The sequence below is a fragment of the Streptomyces sp. NPDC048639 genome, assembly GCF_043199075.1.
Classification (GTDB): Bacteria; Actinomycetota; Actinomycetes; order Streptomycetales; family Streptomycetaceae; genus Streptomyces.
Window position 1 is genome coordinate 346,213 of record NZ_JBICVP010000004.1, and the last position, 17,235, is coordinate 363,447.

13 protein-coding genes are annotated in these 17,235 nt (G+C 71.5%); 6 read left to right on the forward strand and 7 right to left on the reverse strand.

The window, feature by feature from the left end; translation table 11 throughout:
* Positions 1-6: 6 nt before the first annotated feature.
* Positions 7-2,094 (reverse strand): M4 family metallopeptidase, encoded by a 2,088-nt coding sequence (locus ACGFNH_RS13290; protein ID WP_393653195.1) that lies wholly within the window; start codon positions 2,092-2,094, stop codon positions 7-9.
* A gap of 172 nt (positions 2,095-2,266) precedes the next feature.
* On the opposite strand from ACGFNH_RS13290, the gene ACGFNH_RS13295 reads away from it, so the two are divergent.
* From ACGFNH_RS13295 to ACGFNH_RS13305, 3 genes are all read left to right on the forward strand, one after another.
* Entirely contained in the window at positions 2,267-3,205 is a 939-nt protein-coding gene (locus ACGFNH_RS13295) for a hypothetical protein (protein ID WP_393653196.1), read from the forward strand.
* Between the two features lie 129 nt (positions 3,206-3,334).
* Entirely contained in the window at positions 3,335-4,180 is an 846-nt protein-coding gene (locus ACGFNH_RS13300; RefSeq protein ID WP_393653197.1) for a PP2C family protein-serine/threonine phosphatase, read from the forward strand.
* 79 nt (positions 4,181-4,259) lie between these two features.
* Positions 4,260-5,396: a winged helix DNA-binding domain-containing protein gene (locus ACGFNH_RS13305; RefSeq protein ID WP_393653198.1), complete on the forward strand. Its 1,137-nt coding sequence runs from the start codon at positions 4,260-4,262 to the stop codon at positions 5,394-5,396.
* 61 nt (positions 5,397-5,457) lie between these two features.
* On the opposite strand, the gene ACGFNH_RS13310 is transcribed toward ACGFNH_RS13305, so the two are convergent.
* Positions 5,458-6,231, reverse strand: coding sequence for a VOC family protein (locus ACGFNH_RS13310; protein ID WP_393653199.1), 774 nt, complete (start codon positions 6,229-6,231; stop codon positions 5,458-5,460).
* 263 nt (positions 6,232-6,494) lie between these two features.
* On the opposite strand from ACGFNH_RS13310, the gene ACGFNH_RS13315 reads away from it, so the two are divergent.
* On the forward strand, positions 6,495-7,193 hold the full coding sequence (locus ACGFNH_RS13315) for a DUF4230 domain-containing protein (protein WP_393653200.1): 699 nt from the start codon (positions 6,495-6,497) through the stop codon (positions 7,191-7,193).
* 117 nt (positions 7,194-7,310) lie between these two features.
* Here the strand turns inward: ACGFNH_RS13315 and ACGFNH_RS13320 are convergent, their stop codons facing one another.
* The gene (locus ACGFNH_RS13320; protein ID WP_393653201.1) at positions 7,311-8,216 is read right to left on the reverse strand and encodes a response regulator transcription factor; all 906 of its coding nucleotides are present in this window, start codon (positions 8,214-8,216) and stop codon (positions 7,311-7,313) included.
* Between the two features lie 90 nt (positions 8,217-8,306).
* Between ACGFNH_RS13320 and ACGFNH_RS13325 the strand changes: the two genes are divergently transcribed.
* Complete coding sequence (locus ACGFNH_RS13325; RefSeq protein WP_393653202.1) at positions 8,307-9,998, forward strand: AMP-binding protein; 1,692 nt, start codon at positions 8,307-8,309, stop codon at positions 9,996-9,998.
* The gene (locus ACGFNH_RS13330) at positions 9,995-11,734 is read left to right on the forward strand and encodes an AMP-binding protein (RefSeq protein WP_393653203.1); all 1,740 of its coding nucleotides are present in this window, start codon (positions 9,995-9,997) and stop codon (positions 11,732-11,734) included. Before ACGFNH_RS13325 ends, ACGFNH_RS13330 begins: the two co-directional genes overlap by 4 nt.
* Positions 11,735-12,047: 313 nt before the next feature.
* Here ACGFNH_RS13330 and ACGFNH_RS13335 read toward each other — a convergent pair whose 3' ends face one another.
* The 4 genes from ACGFNH_RS13335 to ACGFNH_RS13350 all read right to left on the reverse strand — a co-directional run bounded on the left by ACGFNH_RS13335 (position 12,048) and on the right by ACGFNH_RS13350 (position 17,201).
* On the reverse strand, positions 12,048-12,302 hold the full coding sequence (locus ACGFNH_RS13335) for a hypothetical protein (protein WP_393653204.1): 255 nt from the start codon (positions 12,300-12,302) through the stop codon (positions 12,048-12,050).
* Positions 12,303-12,339: 37 nt separating this feature from the next.
* The gene (locus ACGFNH_RS13340) at positions 12,340-13,089 is read right to left on the reverse strand and encodes a hypothetical protein (protein ID WP_393653205.1); all 750 of its coding nucleotides are present in this window, start codon (positions 13,087-13,089) and stop codon (positions 12,340-12,342) included.
* A gap of 192 nt (positions 13,090-13,281) precedes the next feature.
* Positions 13,282-15,063: a glyoxylate carboligase gene (gene gcl, locus ACGFNH_RS13345; protein ID WP_393653206.1), complete on the reverse strand. Its 1,782-nt coding sequence runs from the start codon at positions 15,061-15,063 to the stop codon at positions 13,282-13,284.
* A 665-nt stretch (positions 15,064-15,728) separates the two neighbouring features.
* Positions 15,729-17,201: a catalase gene (locus ACGFNH_RS13350; protein ID WP_393653207.1), complete on the reverse strand. Its 1,473-nt coding sequence runs from the start codon at positions 17,199-17,201 to the stop codon at positions 15,729-15,731.
* Positions 17,202-17,235: the final 34 nt, after the last annotated feature.

The following is a 17,235-nucleotide window of genomic DNA, read 5'->3' on the forward strand; positions in this document are numbered from 1 at the left end:
GCACGGTCAGCCCGTGGTCACCGCCGTGTCGTCGATCAGGAAGCTGGTCGCCTTCGACCCGTCCTCCGTGCCGGTGAACTTGATCGTCACCGTCTTGCCCTTGTACGCGGACAGGTCAAGCGTCCGTTGGGTGTAGCCGCTCGGCGTGGTGTTGGAGTACGTGGCCAGGGTGGTCGTCGTGCTGCCCGAGACGACCTGGGCCTTGAGCGTGTCGTACGCCGTCGAGCCGGTCTCCGCCGTGTCGATGGCGAGGTGGAAGCCGAGCTTCGGCGAACCCGAGGACGGGACGGCCACCGACTGGGAGAGCGTGTCGGTGTGCGCGCTGCCGTAGCCGTTCAGCCAGGCGTAGTACGAGCCCGCGAACGGAGCCCCGTCGGCGCTGTTGGTGATCACACCGCTGCTGGCGCTCCAGTTCGTCGCCCCCGACTCGAAGCCGGGGTTCTTCAGCAGGTTGGAGCCGCCGGGCGTGGTGGTGCCGCAGGTCGTGGCGGTCGCGGCGACGGCCACGCCGCTCCATGCCTTCTCCACGGCCGCGCACTGGGTGCTGCTCGCGCCGTAGAGGTCGATGGCGGCCTTGATGCTGCCGGTGCGTGCCTCCGCGTAGGTGCTGCCGGAGGTCAGGTACGTGGTGAGCGTGCGGTACCAGATCTTGCCCGCGTCGGCGTTGCCGATCCCCGTAACGCTGGAGCCGTTGCAGGTCGGGCTGTTGCCCCAGCTCGATGAGCCGGAGCCGGCGGCGAGCAGGTAGAAGAAGTGGTTGCCGACGCCCGAGGAGAAGTGCGGGTCCAGGTTCTTGGTGTTGCTGGTCCAGCAGCTCTGCGAGACGCCGTCCTTCTTCGGGTCGTCCATCCAGCGCAGCGGGGTGCCGTCGCCGCGGATGTCGATCTTCTCGCCGATGAGGTAGTCGGGGGCGTCCTCGGGGTTGTCGGCGTCGAACTCGACCAGGGTGCCGAAGATGTCGCTGGTGGACTCGTTCAGTCCGCCGGACTCGCCCTCGTAGACCAGGTCGGCGGTGGCCGAGGTGACGCCGTGGCTCATCTCGTGGCCGGCGACGTCGAGTTGGGTGAACGGCTTCTGCCCGGGGGCACCGTCGCCGTAGATCATGCTGAAGCTGGTGTCGTCCCAGCCGGCGTTGTCGTAGTTCTGCCCGTAGTGGACGAAGGATCGGGCGCCGACGCCGTCGTTCTTGATGCCGTTGCGGCCGTGCACGGACTTGAAGTAGTCCCACGTCTGCTGGATGCCGTAGTGGGCGTCGACGGCGGTGGTGGCGCGGTCGGTGAGCTCGCCGTTGCCCCACACGTTGTCCGTGTCGGTGAACGCCTTGCCCCAGCCGGCGGGCGGGATGTCGCCCGGCGCGGTGAGGTTCTGGGCGTCACGCGTCTCGCCGTTGCCCCGCGCGCCGTCCTTGAGCTGGTAGCCGCCGGAGACGGCGGTGGTGCCGACCGTCACGTCGCCGACCTGGAAGCCGTGGCCGGTGCCGTCGGCGGTGTGGAAGTCGTTCCAGCTGCGGACCGTCTTGCCGGTCTCCGCGTCGACCAGGGTGTTGAGGTGGCTGGGGGACTGGTCGGGCGCGATGCCGTCGACGACGACCTGCCAGACGAGGCGGGGCTTGCCGGAGAGGGCGTCGACGACCAGTTTCGAGGACGTCGTGTGCGTGGTGCCGCGCTTGGCCTTGAACCGCCTCTCGGCGGTCCTTTCGGCCTTCTTCGCGCTCACCTTCGCGTCGGTCGACAGCGACAGGGGCGACTTCAGGGTCAGGCTGGTCTCGCGCAGATTGCCGTCGGGCGCCGAGTGGACGACGACGTCGCCGCCGAGCACCGGAAGGCCGCGGTAGGTGCGGTCGAGGTGGACGTGGCGCGTGCCGTCCTTGTCGATGCGTACGGCCTGGGAGGAGAACGTGTCGAACGAACTCGCCCTGACCGCACGGGGATGGTCGGCCGCCGCCTGCTTGGCGTCCCGCAGTGCCTCGCTCGTGCTCGCCTTCGGTGGGGACGGCCGGGGGTCCTCGGCCGCGGAGGCGGGGATTCCCGCCAGGGATATCAGGAGACCGCCGGCGGCAAGCGCCAGGGATCCCACGAGAAGGGGTCTCTTCATGGAGCGGGAGCGTGCTCCTCGGGACAACTCCCGGTCAACGAGATCCGAACTCTGTTAATTGAGGATGTCTGTGAAAAGGGCATGACATTTGCTCACCAGGGGCGACACCCACGGACACGGAAGCTATGGTCAAAACTGTTCACAGAGTGACCACGTTGGCCCGGAGGTGATCGTGGTAGCCGGTTCGCGGGCCGTGCCCGCCGATCTGATGGACGCACTGCGCAACGGGCCCTTCGAAGCCGCCCTCGACAGTGCGATCCGAGCAAGTGGTCTGAGTCTGGACCGTATTCAACACCGCCTCGCCCTCCGCGGCGTCGAGGTCAGCGTCACGACCCTCAGCTACTGGCGGCGTGGCCGCAGCCGCCCCGAGCGCCCGCGCTCGCGCCAGGCGGTCCGGCTGCTCGAAGAGCTGCTGGAGGTTCCGACCGACGCGCTCGTCTCGCTGATCGGCCCTCAGCGCCCGCGCGGCCGCTGGACCAACCGCGAGCTGGACGTGCTGGAGACCGCACGCCTCTGGCAGGGGTACGAGAGCCTGCCCGGGCTCCTGGGCGATATGGCCTCCGCCGACGACGGCCTCACCCGCCTCGCCGCCCACGACCGCTTCGAACTCGACGCGAACGGCGCCGAGTCGGGCTGCCGTACGACCCTGGTGCTGCGGGCCGAACGCGAACGCGTGGACCGCTGCCTGATCATCACGCGCGGCGACGACCCCGCCCGCGGACTCCCCGAGCTGAGCGACGTGCGCAACGCCCGCCCCGGCCGCGTCCGCGCGGACCTCGCGGTGCCGATCGCCGCGACCGAGCTCTTCCTCGACCAAGTGCTCGCCGAGGGAGAGACATCGGTGATCGAGTACCGGCTCACGTACCGGAAGACGGGCGCCCCGTCCCACGAGTGCGGCCGCGGATTCCGCGCCACCGCCAGCCTCTACACCCTCGAGGTCGCCTTCGACCAGGCCGCCGTCCCCGTCCGCTGCCACCGCTGCGCCGGCCCGTCGGTCATGGCCCCGCTGCCGAGCGTCGACCCGGTGTGGATCAGCAGCTCGGGCCGTACGCACCTGGTCGTCCAGAACCCCGCGCCCGGATTCCACTCCATGCGCTGGGAGTGGGTCTGAGGGCGCGCCCGCCCGCTCGGCCCCGGACCGCCCGCTCGGCCCGGCCCGGCCCGTCCGCGCGGGTCGCCGGTGCGGGCCGCACAATGGAGGAGAAGCGTGCCGGACCCGTCGGGGAGGCGATGACCTGCCATGGCCTACGTCGTCGTGAGCGCGCTGAGCCACATCGGGCTGGTGCGCGACCGCAACGAGGACAGCCTCGTCGTCGGTCCCTGGACGCTGTGCAGCACGGTCACCGAGAGCCCGCAGACCCTGCTCTTCCCGCTCGGCACCCCGCTGGTCGTCGCGGTCGCCGACGGGCTCGGCGGGCACCCGGCGGGCGAGGTGGCCAGCGCCATGGTCGCGCGCCGCCTCTCGCGGATCGGGCCGGACCTGGACAGCGAGGAAGCGGTACGCGACGCGCTGGAGGGCTGCAACCGGGCGGTCTACGCGGCCGCGGACGACGACCCCGACCTGATCATGATGGGGACGACCGTCGCCGGGCTCGTCGTCACCGAGGAGCGGGTCATCTGCTTCAACGTGGGGGACAGTCGCGTCTACGCCCTGGCCGACGCCGACGCCGACGCCGACGCCGACGCCGACGCCGACGCCGACGCCGACGAGGACACGGACGGGGAGGGCGCCGCGGGGGACGGCGCCGCGGACGGCGGCGGCAAGCCGCGGCTGCGGGAGCTGAGCGTGGACGACAACCCGCCGCTCGCCCCGGGACAGCGCACCACGACCATCGTCACGCAGACGCTCGGCGGCACCCCCGACTTCAGCCCGGTCGACCCGCACGTCTCCAGCGAGCCGCTCTCCGCCGGTACCCGGCACCTGATCTGTTCGGACGGGCTGACGGACCCGCTGCCGGACGAGGGGATCGAGCGCGTGCTGCGCGAACACGCCGATGGCAGGGCCGCGTTCGAGCTGTGGAAGGCCGCCATGGACGCGGGCGGACCCGACAACATCACGCTCGCCGCCGTCCGTATCGGCGAGTAGCGAGCACCGTGTCCCCTGCGGCGGGCACCGTGTCCCCTGCGGACAGAAGCTGTCCGCAGGACTGCCTAGCGTGGTCGTCATGACGAAGCGCACCGGCACCGCCGCGCCCGCCGCCCTGACCACCCGGGCCCTCAACCGGGCGTTCCTCGACCGCCAGCTTCTGCTCCGCCGGACCCGGATGTCCCCGGCCGACGCCGTCGAGCACCTCGTCGGCGTCCATGCCCAGGTCCCCAAGGTCCCGTACTACGCGCTCCACGCCCGCCTCGCCGGCTTCCGCCCCGAGGAGCTCTCCGACCTCCTCGCCTCCCGCCGTACCGCACGCATCGCGCTCCACCGCTCCACCCTCCACCTGGTCACCGCGCGGGACTGCCTCGCCCTGCGGCCGCTGCTCCAGGAGCTGCAGGAGCGGCGCTTCCGCGGGTCGTTCCGCAAGCGGGCCGAGGGCGTGGACCTGGTCAGGCTCGCCGAGGTGTCACGGGCCCTGGTGGAGGAGCGGCCGCTGACGTTCAGCGAGCTCGGCACCGCGCTCGCCGAGCACTGGCCGGACCGGGACCGGCTCACCCTCTCGATGGCCGCACGGGCCCTGCTGCCCCTCGTCCAGGTGCCGCCGCGCGGCCTGTGGGGGCAGGGTGGCCTCGCCCGGCACACCACCGTGGAGCAGTGGCTCGGCGAGGCGTCGGGCGCGCCGTCCGCGGAGGCCCTGGAAGCGATGCTGGAGCGCTATCTGGCGGCCTTCGGCCCGGCGTCCGTGCGCGATATGCAGATCTGGTGCGGGCTGACCCGGCTGCGGGAGGTCGTGGACCGCATGCGGCCGCGGCTGCGCACCTTCCGCGACGACCGCGGTGGTGAGCTGTACGACGTGCCCGACGGCCCGCTGCCGGACCCGGAGACGCCTGCCCCCGTCCGGTTCCTGCCCGAGTTCGACAACCTCTTCCTCTCGCACCACGACCGCACGCGGGTGGTCGCGGACGACTTCCGCGACCGCACCTGGAAGGGCAACCAGGCGTTCCCCGTCTTTCTGGTCGACGGCTTCATCCGGGGCGTCTGGCGCATCGAGCAGGAGCGGGCCGGTGCGGTGTCCGTGCTGGTCGTCGAACCGTTCGTGCGGGTGTCGAGCGCCGAGCACGAGGGCGTCGAGGCGGAGGGGGCGCGACTGCTGGCCTTCGCCGCCCCCGGCGCCGCGCACGAGGTGCGCGTCGCCGGGAGCGGGCGCTGAGTGTCCCGTTGCCGGGAGCGGCGCTGAGCGTCCCCGCCCGCGCCGGGCGAGGGGCGGGATGTCAGGTCGCGCTCGTGATCACCGCGAAGTCGGCGCCGCACGGATCGGTGAGCCGCGCGAAGCGCCCCACGCCCTCCGCCTCCACGGGATGCAGCGCGATCGAGCCGCCCAGCGCCTCGCTCCGCGCCGCCGTCACATCGCAGTCCTCCACCTCGAAGTACGGCAGCCAGTGCGCGGGTACCCCGGCCGGAGGCGCGAGCGGCATGATGCCGCCGAACGAGGTGTCCCGCCCGCCGTCCGCGAGGGTCAGCACGGTGTACGTGGTGCCGGCGAACGGCATCACCTCGGCGTGCCAGCCGTACACCGTCCCGTAGAACGCGCGCGAGGCGTCCGGCTCCTGGGTGTGCAGCTCGGTCCAGCACAGTGTCCCCGGGGCGTTGACGCGCTGGAAGCCGGGGTGGTCGCGCGGCTGCCAGGACGCGAACCGTGCCCCGGCGGGGTCGGTGAACGCGGCCATCCTGCCCTCGCTGAAGACGTCCATCGGCGGGAGGCGCACCGTGCCGCCCGCCTGCTCGACCGTCTTCGCCGTCGCGTCGGCGTCGGTGGTGTGGAAGTACACCGTCCACGCGCTCGTCGCGCCCTGCTCCGTCAGCGGTCCGACACCGGCGATGCGCTGCCCGTCGAGCAGGAACTCCGCGTAGTCGCCCGCCTCCGGACCGTGGCCCTGGGTCTCCCAGCCGAAGAGTCCGCCGTAGTACGCCCTGACCGCCCCGAGATCCGGGGTGCCGAGGTCGACCCAGTTGGGCGCCCCCGGCGCGAACCGCGTGCTGAGCATGGTGGCTCCCCTCCGTCCGTACGAGGTACATCCTCAGCGTGGACCCGGCGCGACGCCTCCGCACCCCGTCGCCCGCGTCCCCGCGTCCCGGACGGGCCCTCATGGATGCGGGGACGGGGGGTACACGCACCGCCGAACGGTCCCATCTCCCTGGAGGTGCCTGCGAGATGGCATTACCGCGTCGGTCCGATGCTGCCACCCACGACGACTCAACCGGCTCGGGGAACTCCCCGGCCGAGACCCGGGAGCCCCCTCACCGGCCCATGGCTCCCGAACCCCCCGAATCCCCGCGCACCCCACGCCGCCCGCCCCGTACGCGCATGGGCCCGCCGTGGTGGATCACCGTCCCGCTCTCGCTCGTCGTCCTGCTGGTCCTCATCGTGGCCGCGGGGCAACTGCGGCTGCTGCCGGGCCTGGAGAACCCGTTCGGGGTGGAGACCGAGGACCGCACGGGGCCCGCCGTGCTGAAGTCCGTTCAGGACATGAGCCGGTACGAGGCGGCCGCCGGCAACTTCCAGGTCGTGGTCGACCTGGACAAGGACGCGCGGTTCCTGCCCGACGCGGTGCGCGGCGACCGGACGCTGTTCGTCGGCAACGGCAGCGTCGGCGCGTACGTCGACCTGGGCGCCCTGGAGAAGGACGCCGTGGCGGTCACCGAGGACCGCAAGGGCGCCACGCTGCGGCTGCCGCGGGCGCATCTGAAGAAGCCCGTCCTGGACGTGGAGCGCAGTTACGTCGTGGCGCGGGAGCGCGGGCTGCTCGACCGCGTCGGTGACGCCCTCTCCGACAACCCCGGCGACGAGCAGGAGGTGCGCAAGCTGGCCGCACGGCACATCGGGGACGCGGCCGAGGAGAGCGACCTGGTGGGGCGCGCGGAGTCCAACACCCGGAGCATGCTGGAGAATCTGCTGCGTTCCCTGGGCTTTGAACAGGTCTCCGTCACCTTCAAGGGGAAGCCCTGACGGCTTAGGGGACACGGCGTGCGCCATGCTCCACCCGCCAGGGCGGAGCGTCAGGGCAGAAGCCCCACCCGCCGGGGCGGCGCTCGCGTCCTTGCCCTCGCCCCGGACCGGCGGAGCTCAAGGCAGAAGCCCCACCCGCCGGGCCGCGACGACCGCCTCCAGGCGGGTGTGGGCGCCGAGTTTGCGCATCGCCGAGCGGAGATAGCCCTTCACCGTCTCCGGCCGCAGTCCCAGCCGCTCCGCGGCCGTCGCATTGGTCACGCCGGCCGCGACGCAGGACAGCACGTCCAGTTCGCGGGGTGTGAGACGGACGCGCGGTGGCCGGAGTCCGGGGTTCGGCTCACCCGGCGCCCCGAGGATGTCCGCTCCGGCAGCGGCCGTACGGGCGTCAGGGCCCGAGGCGGCGGCCAGCTGCCCGCAGACGGTGAGGATCTCCTCCCGCAGGGCGGGGTCAGCCACCCGCGGTGCCAGCGCCCGCAGTGCGCCGTACGCCTCGCGGACCTCCTCCCACGCGGCGGCCCCGAGCGGATGCCCGGCGTCGCCCGCGGTCACCGGGCGGGAGGCCAGCAGCCGCTGCGCCGCATCCCGTATGGCCAGCGCCTGTTCCAGTTCGCGGGCGGCCTCGACCGCGGCGCTCAGTGTGCGGTCGCCGAGGTTCAGCGGCTCGCGTACGGCGCCGTAGAGCACGCCGCGCACCCGGCGCCGTACGACCACGGGCACGGCGAGCACCGCGCCCAGCCCCTCCTTGGCCACGGCCGCGTCGTATTCGTGGCTGATGGCGCGTGAGGCCTGGTAGTCGGAGACCGCCACGGGACGGGTGAGGGCGAGGGACTTCCCGCCCAGGCCGTTGCCCGTCGACACCACGAGGCCGCGCAGCGCGGTGCTTCTCGCGCCGCTCAGCTCGGCGATGCGGAACTGCCGGTTGTCCTCCAGAAGTCCGCCGAACGCGACCGGCAGGCCGCTGGTGCGGCGCAGGTTCAGCAGCGCCGCCCGCACCTCGGCCGCTTCGCCCGTCTGCGTCACCGCCAACTCCTTCACCCCCTTCCGGGGGTAGTGAGACCCAGGTCACTGATTACACGATGCTAGCCAGCGGTCGGGCAATGAGGAGGACACATGGCGGCAACCGGTGCGACGGAAGAGTTCCGGGAAGCCCGGGATTTCCTGCTCCGGCACAGAGAGGACTACGACGCGGCCTATGCCGGTTTCCGCTGGCCGCGTCCCGAGCGCTTCAACTGGGCGCTGGACTGGTTCGACCGGATCGCCGAGGGCAACGACCGCCCCGCCCTGCACATCGTCGAGGAGGACGGCACCGAGGCCCGGATCACCTTCGCGGAGATGCGCGCCCGTTCGGACCGGGTCGCGAACTGGCTGCGCGAGCAGGGCGTACGGCCCGGTGACCGGATCGTCGTCATGCTCGGCAACCAGAACGAGCTGTGGGAGACCGCGCTCGCCGCGATGAAGCTGCGGGCCGTGGTCATCCCCGCGACCCCGCTGCTCGGCCCGCTCGACCTGGTGGACCGGGTGGAGCGCGGCGATGCCCGGCACGTGATCGTACGGGCCGAGGACACGGCCAAGTTCGCGGAGGTGCCCGGCGACTACACGCGGATCTGCGTGGGCGGGGCCGCGCCCGGCTGGCTGCGCTACGAGGACGCGTACGGCGTCTCCGCGGACTTCGCGCCGGACGGGCCCACCGGCGCCTCCGACCCGCTGATGCTCTACTTCACCTCCGGCACGACCGCCCGGCCCAAGCTGGTGGAGCACACCCATCTGTCGTATCCCGTGGGCCATTTGTCCACGATGTACTGGATCGGGCTGCGCCCCGGGGACGTCCACCTCAACATCTCCTCGCCCGGCTGGGCCAAGCACGCCTGGAGCAACCTCTTCGCCCCCTGGAACGCCGAGGCGACCGTCTTCATCCACAACTACACGCGCTTCGACGCCCCCCGCCTCATGGCGGAGATGGACCGCTGCGCGGTGACGAGCTTCTGCGCGCCGCCCACCGTCTGGCGCATGCTCATCCAGGCCGACCTCACCCAGCTGCGCACGCCTCCGCGCGAGGCCGTCGCCGCGGGCGAGCCGCTCAACCCGGAGGTCATCGAGCGGGTGCGGGAGACCTGGGGGGTGACCATTCGGGACGGATTCGGGCAGACCGAGACGGCCGTACAGGTCGCCAACACCCCCGGCCAGCCCCTGAAGACCGGATCCATGGGCCGCCCCACCCCCGGCTTCACGGTCGCGCTGCTCGACCCGGTCAGCGGCGAACCCGGCGACGAGGGCGAGATCTGCCTCGACCTGACCGGGGAGGCGGGCGCCCCGGTCGGCCTGATGACGGGCTATCACGGCGACCCGGAGCGTACGGCCGAGGCCATGGCCGGCGGCTACTACCGAACGGGGGACATCGGGTCGCGCGACGAGGACGGCCACATCACCTACGTCGGCCGCTCCGACGACGTCTTCAAGGCCTCCGACTACAAGATCTCCCCCTTCGAGCTGGAGAGCGCACTGCTGGAGCACGAGGCCGTCGCGGAGGCGGCCGTCGTGCCCGCGCCCGACCCCGTACGGCTCGCGGTGCCCAAGGCGTACATCGTGCTGGCTTCGGGCTGGGAACCGGGCCCGGAGACCGCGAAGGCGCTCTTCGCGCACTCCCGCGAGGTCCTCGCGCCCTACAAACGCGTTCGCCGCATCGAATTCGCGGAATTGCCCAAGACGGTTTCGGGGAAGATCCGCCGTATCGAACTGCGCGAGCGCACCGCCCGTACTCCTGAGGGAAGCGCTGCCGAGTACCGCGAAGGGGACTACACATGACCGAGCTCTCCTACAGCAGCGGCATCGGTACCGGCCCGCTGCTCGGCGACACCATCGGGGCCAACCTGGCCCGTGTCATCGCGGCGCATCCCGACCGCGAGGCCCTCGTCGACATCCCGACCGGCCGGCGCTGGACATACGCCGAATTCGGCCGGGCCGTGGACGACGTGGCCCTCGGCTTGCTGGCCAAGGGCGTGCGCAAGGGCGTCCGGGTCGGGATCTGGGCGGTCAACTGCGCCGAGTGGGTCCTGGTCCAGTACGCGACCGCCCGCATCGGCGCCGTCATGGTCAACATCAACCCGGCCTACCGCGTGCACGAGCTGGCCTACGTGCTGAAGCAGGCCGGCACCGAGGTGCTGGTCGCCTCCGTGGCCCACAAGACCAGCGACTACCGGCGGATGGTGGAGCAGGTCCGCGCCGACTGCCCGGCCCTGCGCGATGTGGTCTACATCGGCGACCCGACCTGGCACGGCCTCATCGCGGCAGGCACCCAGGTGCCGCGCGAGCGGCTGGAGGCCCGTGCGGCCGAGCTGAGCTGCGACGACCCGGTCAACATCCAGTACACCTCGGGCACGACCGGCTTCCCCAAGGGCGCCACCCTCTCCCACCACAACATCCTCAACAACGGGTACTGGGTGGGGGAGATGATCGGCTACACCGAGCGGGACCGCGTCTGCCTGCCGGTGCCCTTCTACCACTGCTTCGGCATGGTCATGGGCAACCTCGGCGCCACCAGCCACGGCGCCTGCATCGTCGTCCCGGCCCCGAGCTTCGACCCGGAGGCCACGCTCAGCGCCGTCGAGCGCGAGCAGTGCACCTCGCTCTACGGCGTGCCGACGATGTTCATCGCCGAGCTGAATCTGCCGGACTTCGCCACGTACGACCTCTCCTCGCTGCGCACCGGGATCATGGCCGGTTCGCCCTGTCCTGAGGAGGTCATGAAGCGGGTCATGTCCGAGATGCACATGGCCGAGGTATCGATTTGCTACGGGATGACCGAAACCTCCCCTGTCTCCACCCAGACCCGGCGCGACGACGATCTGGAGCGGCGTACGGGGACGGTCGGGCGCGTGCTGCCGCATATCGAGGTGAAGGTCGTCGACCCCGCGACCGGGCGGACCGTGGAGCGCGGTGAACCGGGCGAGCTGTGCACCCGCGGCTACAGCGTGATGCTCGGCTACTGGGAGGAGCCCGAGCGGACGGCCGAGGCGGTCGACGCGGGCCGCTGGATGCACACCGGCGACCTCGCCGTGATGCGCGAGGACGACTACGTGCAGATCGTCGGCCGTATCAAGGACATGATCATCCGCGGCGGGGAGAACGTCTATCCGCGCGAGATCGAGGAGTTCCTCTACACCCACCCGAAGATCGCCGACGTACAGGTCGTGGGCGTACCGGACGAGAAGTACGGCGAGGAGATCCTCGCCTGCGTGGTGCTGCGCGACCCGGCCCAGCCGCTCACCCGCGACGAACTCGCCCGCTACTGCCGGGGCCGGCTCGCGCACTACAAGGTGCCGCGCCATCTCCGGATCATGGAGGCCTTCCCGATGACGGTCAGCGGGAAGGTGCGCAAGGTGGAGCTGCGGGAGCAGTTCGCGGAGGGAGCGGGGGAGAAGCCGCCGGGGCAGACCCGGGGGCGGACGCGGGACGAGCAGTCGGAGGGAGAGCCATCGCAGGGGCAGCCGTCGGAAGGGCAGCCGTCGGGTCCGTCGGCCGACCGGCTCACCCGGGCATAGCTCCGCACGTCGCCTCGATGCGTCGCTCTCTGCGCTCTCTGCGGTCTCCGACGCCTTCGCGTTCTCCGCGTTCTCCGGTGCGCCGGTCGCATCGCCGAATCGGCGCGGACCCGTCCGCCCGGGGGTTCGCCGCGGGACGTCCCGGCCCCGGGCAGGCGTAGGGGCGCGGCAGGTGTACGGGCGCGGGCAGGCGTACGGGCGCGCGACGCCCGCGCCGGGAGTCCTGCCCTCCGGCGCGGGCGCCGCGCGCCCCCTGGCTCACCTTCTCGTGACGGGCCCCGCACGCTCACCCGGTGACGCGCGGCGCCGCGCGTCACTCCGTGGCGTCGCGGTGGATGCCCAGCGTTTCCTGCGCCTCGGGGGAGAGGCCGAAGACGACGTCGGGTCCGCCCTCGGGGAGTACCCCGAGGGACACCAGTTCCTTGTCGGCCAGCGACCGGAGTTGCTGACGGACGGCCTCGCCCATCTGCTCGGCGAGGTCGTCCTCGGTCGGGTTGTCACCGGCCGCGAGTCTCTCGCCGAGGTAGGAGATGAGCGCGCGTTCCTCGCTCGTCATGTCGAGTTCCATGATTCGACGGTAATCCTGCGACCGGGCCGCCGCCGCCTCACGCCCCCATGCGGATGAGGTCGTCGGCCGCGTCGTTGACCGGCTGCGGTGTCCCCGTCAGGTCCATGACGAAGAGCGGCACATGCAGTTCGTCGGCGCGGGCGCGGGCGTCGCGCGCGTAACCGGCGAGGGAGAAGAACACACAGCCGGTGGACGAGACGAGGCCGTCCAGCCAGAGGCACTCCACGTCGCGCAGCGCCGAGGGCCGGGTCGTGGGGTCCACGCGGGCGACGACGCCCCGGCCGCGCAGATCCACCCCGGAGGCCGTGCGCTCCGCGGAGGGCATGACCTCCTGGAAGCCCAGCCACTTCAGATACTGCGCGGCGGCGGTGATCGCGTCCCGGCTCGTACGGATCGTCACCGGCCGGAACGCCGGGCGCAGCACGGCCGAGGACGGAGCCTGCGCGACGGCGCCCGAGCCGGACGGCGCGGAGGACCCGAGGCCGCCCGAGCCCGTGGTCGTCGGACTGGTCGCCGACGGTTTGGGCGGAGGGGGTACCGGGACGCGCAGCAGCACGCCGCACGGACAGCCCAGCTCCGGCTGCGGCCACTGGCTCTCCCGTTCACAGGAGGGACAGCGGACGGTCACCCACGCCTCCTCCCACGTGTGGTGGACCACCGGCTCGGGCTCCACCCCTTTCCGTACGGGCACCGTCAGTGGTGCCCCGCAGGCGCAGGGGAAGGTGAGCGGGGAGAAGGAGTGCTCGCGGCGGCACGCCGGGCACCGCACCGGCACGCTCTCGGCCATGTTTCGGCTCCAGCACGGTTCCGTAGTAAGGGTGTTGACTCCATGGTCCATGAAGCGAGTGGTGTTGGGGAGAGACCTGCGACATTCGTTCGTGGCAGATGGGGTGCGCGCGCTGCGTACTGTGCCGTGCCGGACGCCCTGCATCTGCTCCGGAGGGGCGCCCGGTGCTCTCCGGGCGCCCCTTGAGGCCGGCTAGCGCAGCGGCGTGATCGCGGTGGGGGCGTGGCCCGGCTCCGTGGCGATCTCCTCGAATTCCACGACCTTGTCGAGGTCGCCGCTCGGGCTCATCGCGATGTTGGTGACCCGCTCCAGGATGGCTTCGACGACCACCGGCACCCGGTGTTCCGCGGCGAGCTTCTTGGCCTCCTCGAAGGCCGGCAGCAGGTCGCCCGGATCGGTGACGCGCAGGGCCTTGCAGCCCAGCCCTTCGGCGACCTTGACGTGGTCCACGCCGTACACGCCGAGTTCGGGGGTGTTGATGTTCTCGAACGAGAGCGAGACCTGGAAGTCCATGTCGAACGCCTTCTGCGCCTGGCGGATCAGGCCCAGGTACGAGTTGTTCACCAGCACGTGGACGTACGGGATGTTGAACTGGGCGCCCACCGCCAGCTCTTCGATCATGAACTGGAAGTCGTAGTCGCCGGACAGCGCGACCACGCTCGCCTCCGGGTCGGCGGTGGCGACACCGAGCGCCGCCGGGACGGTCCAGCCCAGCGGGCCCGCCTGGCCGCAGTTGATCCAGTGGCGCGGCCGGTGGACGTGCAGGAACTGGGCGCCTGCGATCTGGGAGAGGCCGATCGTGGAGACGTAGACGGTCTCCGGCCCGAAGGCCCGGTTCATCTCCTCGTAGACGCGCTGCGGCTTGATCGGCACGTCGTCGAAGTGGGTACGCCGCTGGAGGGTGGCCCGGTGCTCGCGTGCGGTGGCCGCCCACGCGGTGCGGTCCGGCAGCCGGCCCGCGTCCTTCAGCTCGCGCGCGACCTCCACGAACAGCCGCAGCGCGGCTCCGGCGTCCGAGGCGATGCCGTAGTCGGGTGCGAAGACCCGGCCGATCTGGGTGGGTTCGATGTCGACATGGATGAACGTGCGGCCCTCGGTGTAGACGTCGAGGTTGCCGGTGTGGCGGTTGGCCCAGCGGTTGCCGATGCCGAGGACCGCGTCGGAGGCGAGCATCGTCGCGTTGCCGTAGCGGTGCGAGGTCTGCAGGCCGACCATGCCGGCGTTGAGATCGTGGTCGTCGGGGAGGATGCCCCAGCCCATCAGGGTCGGGACCACGGGGATGCCGGTGATCTCGGCGAATTCCACGAGGAGTTCGGACGCGTCTGCGTTGATGATGCCGCCACCGGCGACGATCAGCGGACGCTCGCTCTCCGCGAGCAGGGCCAGGGCCTTCTCGATCTGCCGGCGGGTCGCGGCCGGTTTGTAGACGGGCAGCGGCTCGTACGTCTCGGGGTCGAACTCGATCTCGGTGAGCTGGACGTCGAGCGGCACGTCGATCAGCACCGGTCCGGGGCGTCCGGAGCGCATCAGATGGAAGGCCTGCTGGAAGGCGCCGGGCACCTGTGCGGGCTCCAGGACCGTGATCGCCATCTTGGTGACGGGACCGGCGATCGCGGCGATGTCGACGGCCTGGAAGTCCTCCTTGTGCAGGCGGGCGGTGGGAGCCTGGCCGGTGATGCACAGGATCGGGATCGAGTCGCCGGAGGCGGAGTACAGACCGGTGATCATGTCGGTTCCGGCGGGGCCCGAGGTGCCGACGCACACGCCGATGTTGCCGGCGCGGGTGCGGGTGTAGCCCTCGGCCATGTGGGACGCGCCCTCGACGTGGCGGGCGAGCTTGTGCTCGATCCCGCCGGAGGCGCGCAGCGCCGCGTAGAACGGGTTGATCGCCGCGCCGGGGACGCCGAACGCGGTGTCCACGCCTTCGCGCTTGAGGATTTCCACTGCCGCGCGAGCGGCCGTCATTCGAGGCATCGAGAACTCCTGAGTCGACCATCGTCCGTCGCGCCCGTATCGCAGAACCCGCTCTGTCATGACTTCCGCATCATGAAAGTTAGCTTCTGCTATATGGAAGACAATCTAGGAGGTGGAGGTGAGGGCGTCAAGAGCGGTGCGGACGTGGCGCAGGCGCGGCAGGGGAACCGTGCGGGCCTCACCTGCGGTAGTCGAGCGGGCATGCGGAAGGCGCGGAGCCCGTGGTGCGCGGACTCCGCGCCTGCGGATCGAAGGGGGCGGCGGGTTGCGGGAGTTGAAGGCTTTCGCGTCCGCTGGTCCTGCCGTCCTGCCGTCCTGCCGTCCTGCCGTCCTGCCGTCCTGCCGTCCTGCCGTCCTGCCGTCCTGCCGTCCTGCCGTCCTGCCGTCCTGCGGTCCTGCGGTCCTGCCGTCCCGCCGGTCCTGGTGGGTCTTCACGTCGCTGTGCCGTCCGCGCGGCCGGATAAGGCCGTGCCGGCCACTGGAAGCGCGCATAAGGGGTGCCGGGCCGCCGCGAGGCAGGCGCCCACTCACCCCTCCCTTCGGGGGAGTTCTGCCACCGCACTGGCAGTGCTGCCGCCGCGGCGGCCCGGAGCGTACCCGGTCGGCCCCCTCATCCGGACCGGCCGGCTACGCGCGGCGGGCCGACGGAACGCCGGCCCGCGCGTTCAGTTGTCGCGCAGTTCGCGGACCGCGGCCTCGACCCGCTTGCCGTACTCGGCGTCCGCGGCGTGGAAGTGGGCGAGGTTCTTCTCGACCACGTCGTCCCGGCCGACCTGGGCGAGGCCGCCCGCGATCGTGGCGACCAGGCGCTGCTTCGCCTCCTCCGTCATCAGCCGGTAGAGCTCGCCGGCCTGGAAGAAGTGGTCGTCCTTGGTGTGGGCCGGCGCCTCGTGGGTGCCGGTCCAGCCGGAGACGGGCAGCGGGGCCGAGAGCGCCTGGTCCGTCTGTGCCGGCCCCCGGTGGGAGTTGGGCTCGTAGTTCTTCGCGTACCGGCCCTGGGAGTTGGTGGCCATGAGGCCGTCCCGGCCGTAGTTCTGCGCGGTCGTCGCCCGGGGTGCGTTCACCGGAAGCAGGGTGTGGTTGACGCCCAGTCGGTAGCGGTGGGCGTCCGCGTAGGCGAACAGCCGGCCCTGGAGCATCTTGTCCGGGGACGGGCCGATGCCGGGAACGAAGTTGTTGGGCGAGAACGCGGCCTGCTCGACCTCGGCGAAGACGTTGTCCGGGTTGCGGTCGAGGACGAGGCGGCCGACCCGCTGGAGCGGGAAGTCGGAGTGCGGCCAGACCTTGGTGAGGTCGAACGGGTTGAAGCGGTACTCCGCCGCCTCGGCCGCCGGCATGATCTGCACGTACAGCGTCCAGGACGGGTTGACGCCCCGCTCGATCGCCTGCAGCAGGTCGGTCTGGTGCGAGTCGGGGTCCTTGCCCGCGGTCTCGGCGGCCTGCTCGTTCGACAGGCAGCGGATGCCCTGGTTGGTCTTGAAGTGGTACTTGACGAAGAAGGCCTCGCCGGTCGCGTTCGTCCACTGGTAGGTGTGCGAGCCGTACCCGTTCATGTGGCGGTACGAGGCGGGTATGCCGCGGTCGCCCATCAGCCAGGTGACCTGGTGGGTCGCCTCCGGTGCGTGTGCGAGGAAGTCCCAGACGTTGTCGGGCTCCTGCTTGCCGGTGAACGGGTCGCGCTTCTGCGAGTGGATGAAGTCGGGGAACTTCAGCGGGTCCTTGACGAAGAAGACCGGGGTGTTGTTGCCGACGAGGTCGTAATTGCCCTCCTCGGTGTAGAACTTGACGGCGAAGCCGCGCGGGTCCCGTACGGCGTCCGCGCCGCCGAGGCTGTCCGCCACCGTCGAGAAGCGGACGAAGACCTCCGTGCGCCGGCCGGCCTCCTTGAGGAAGTCGGCCCGGGTGAAGCCGGTGACGTCGTCGGTCACCTCGAAGTAGCCGTACGCGCCGGAGCCGCGGGCGTGCACCACGCGCTCGGGGATGCGCTCACGGTTGAAGCGGGCGAGCTTCTCCAGCAGGTGCTGGTCCTGGAGGAGGAGCGGGCCACCGGCTCCGGCGGTGGCGGAGTTCTGGTTGTCCGCGACGGGGGCGCCGGACTCCGTGGTGAGAATCCGGGCGTCGGGCGTGCGCTGAGACATGGCGACCTTCCGTGCGGGAGACCTGCGGACGGAA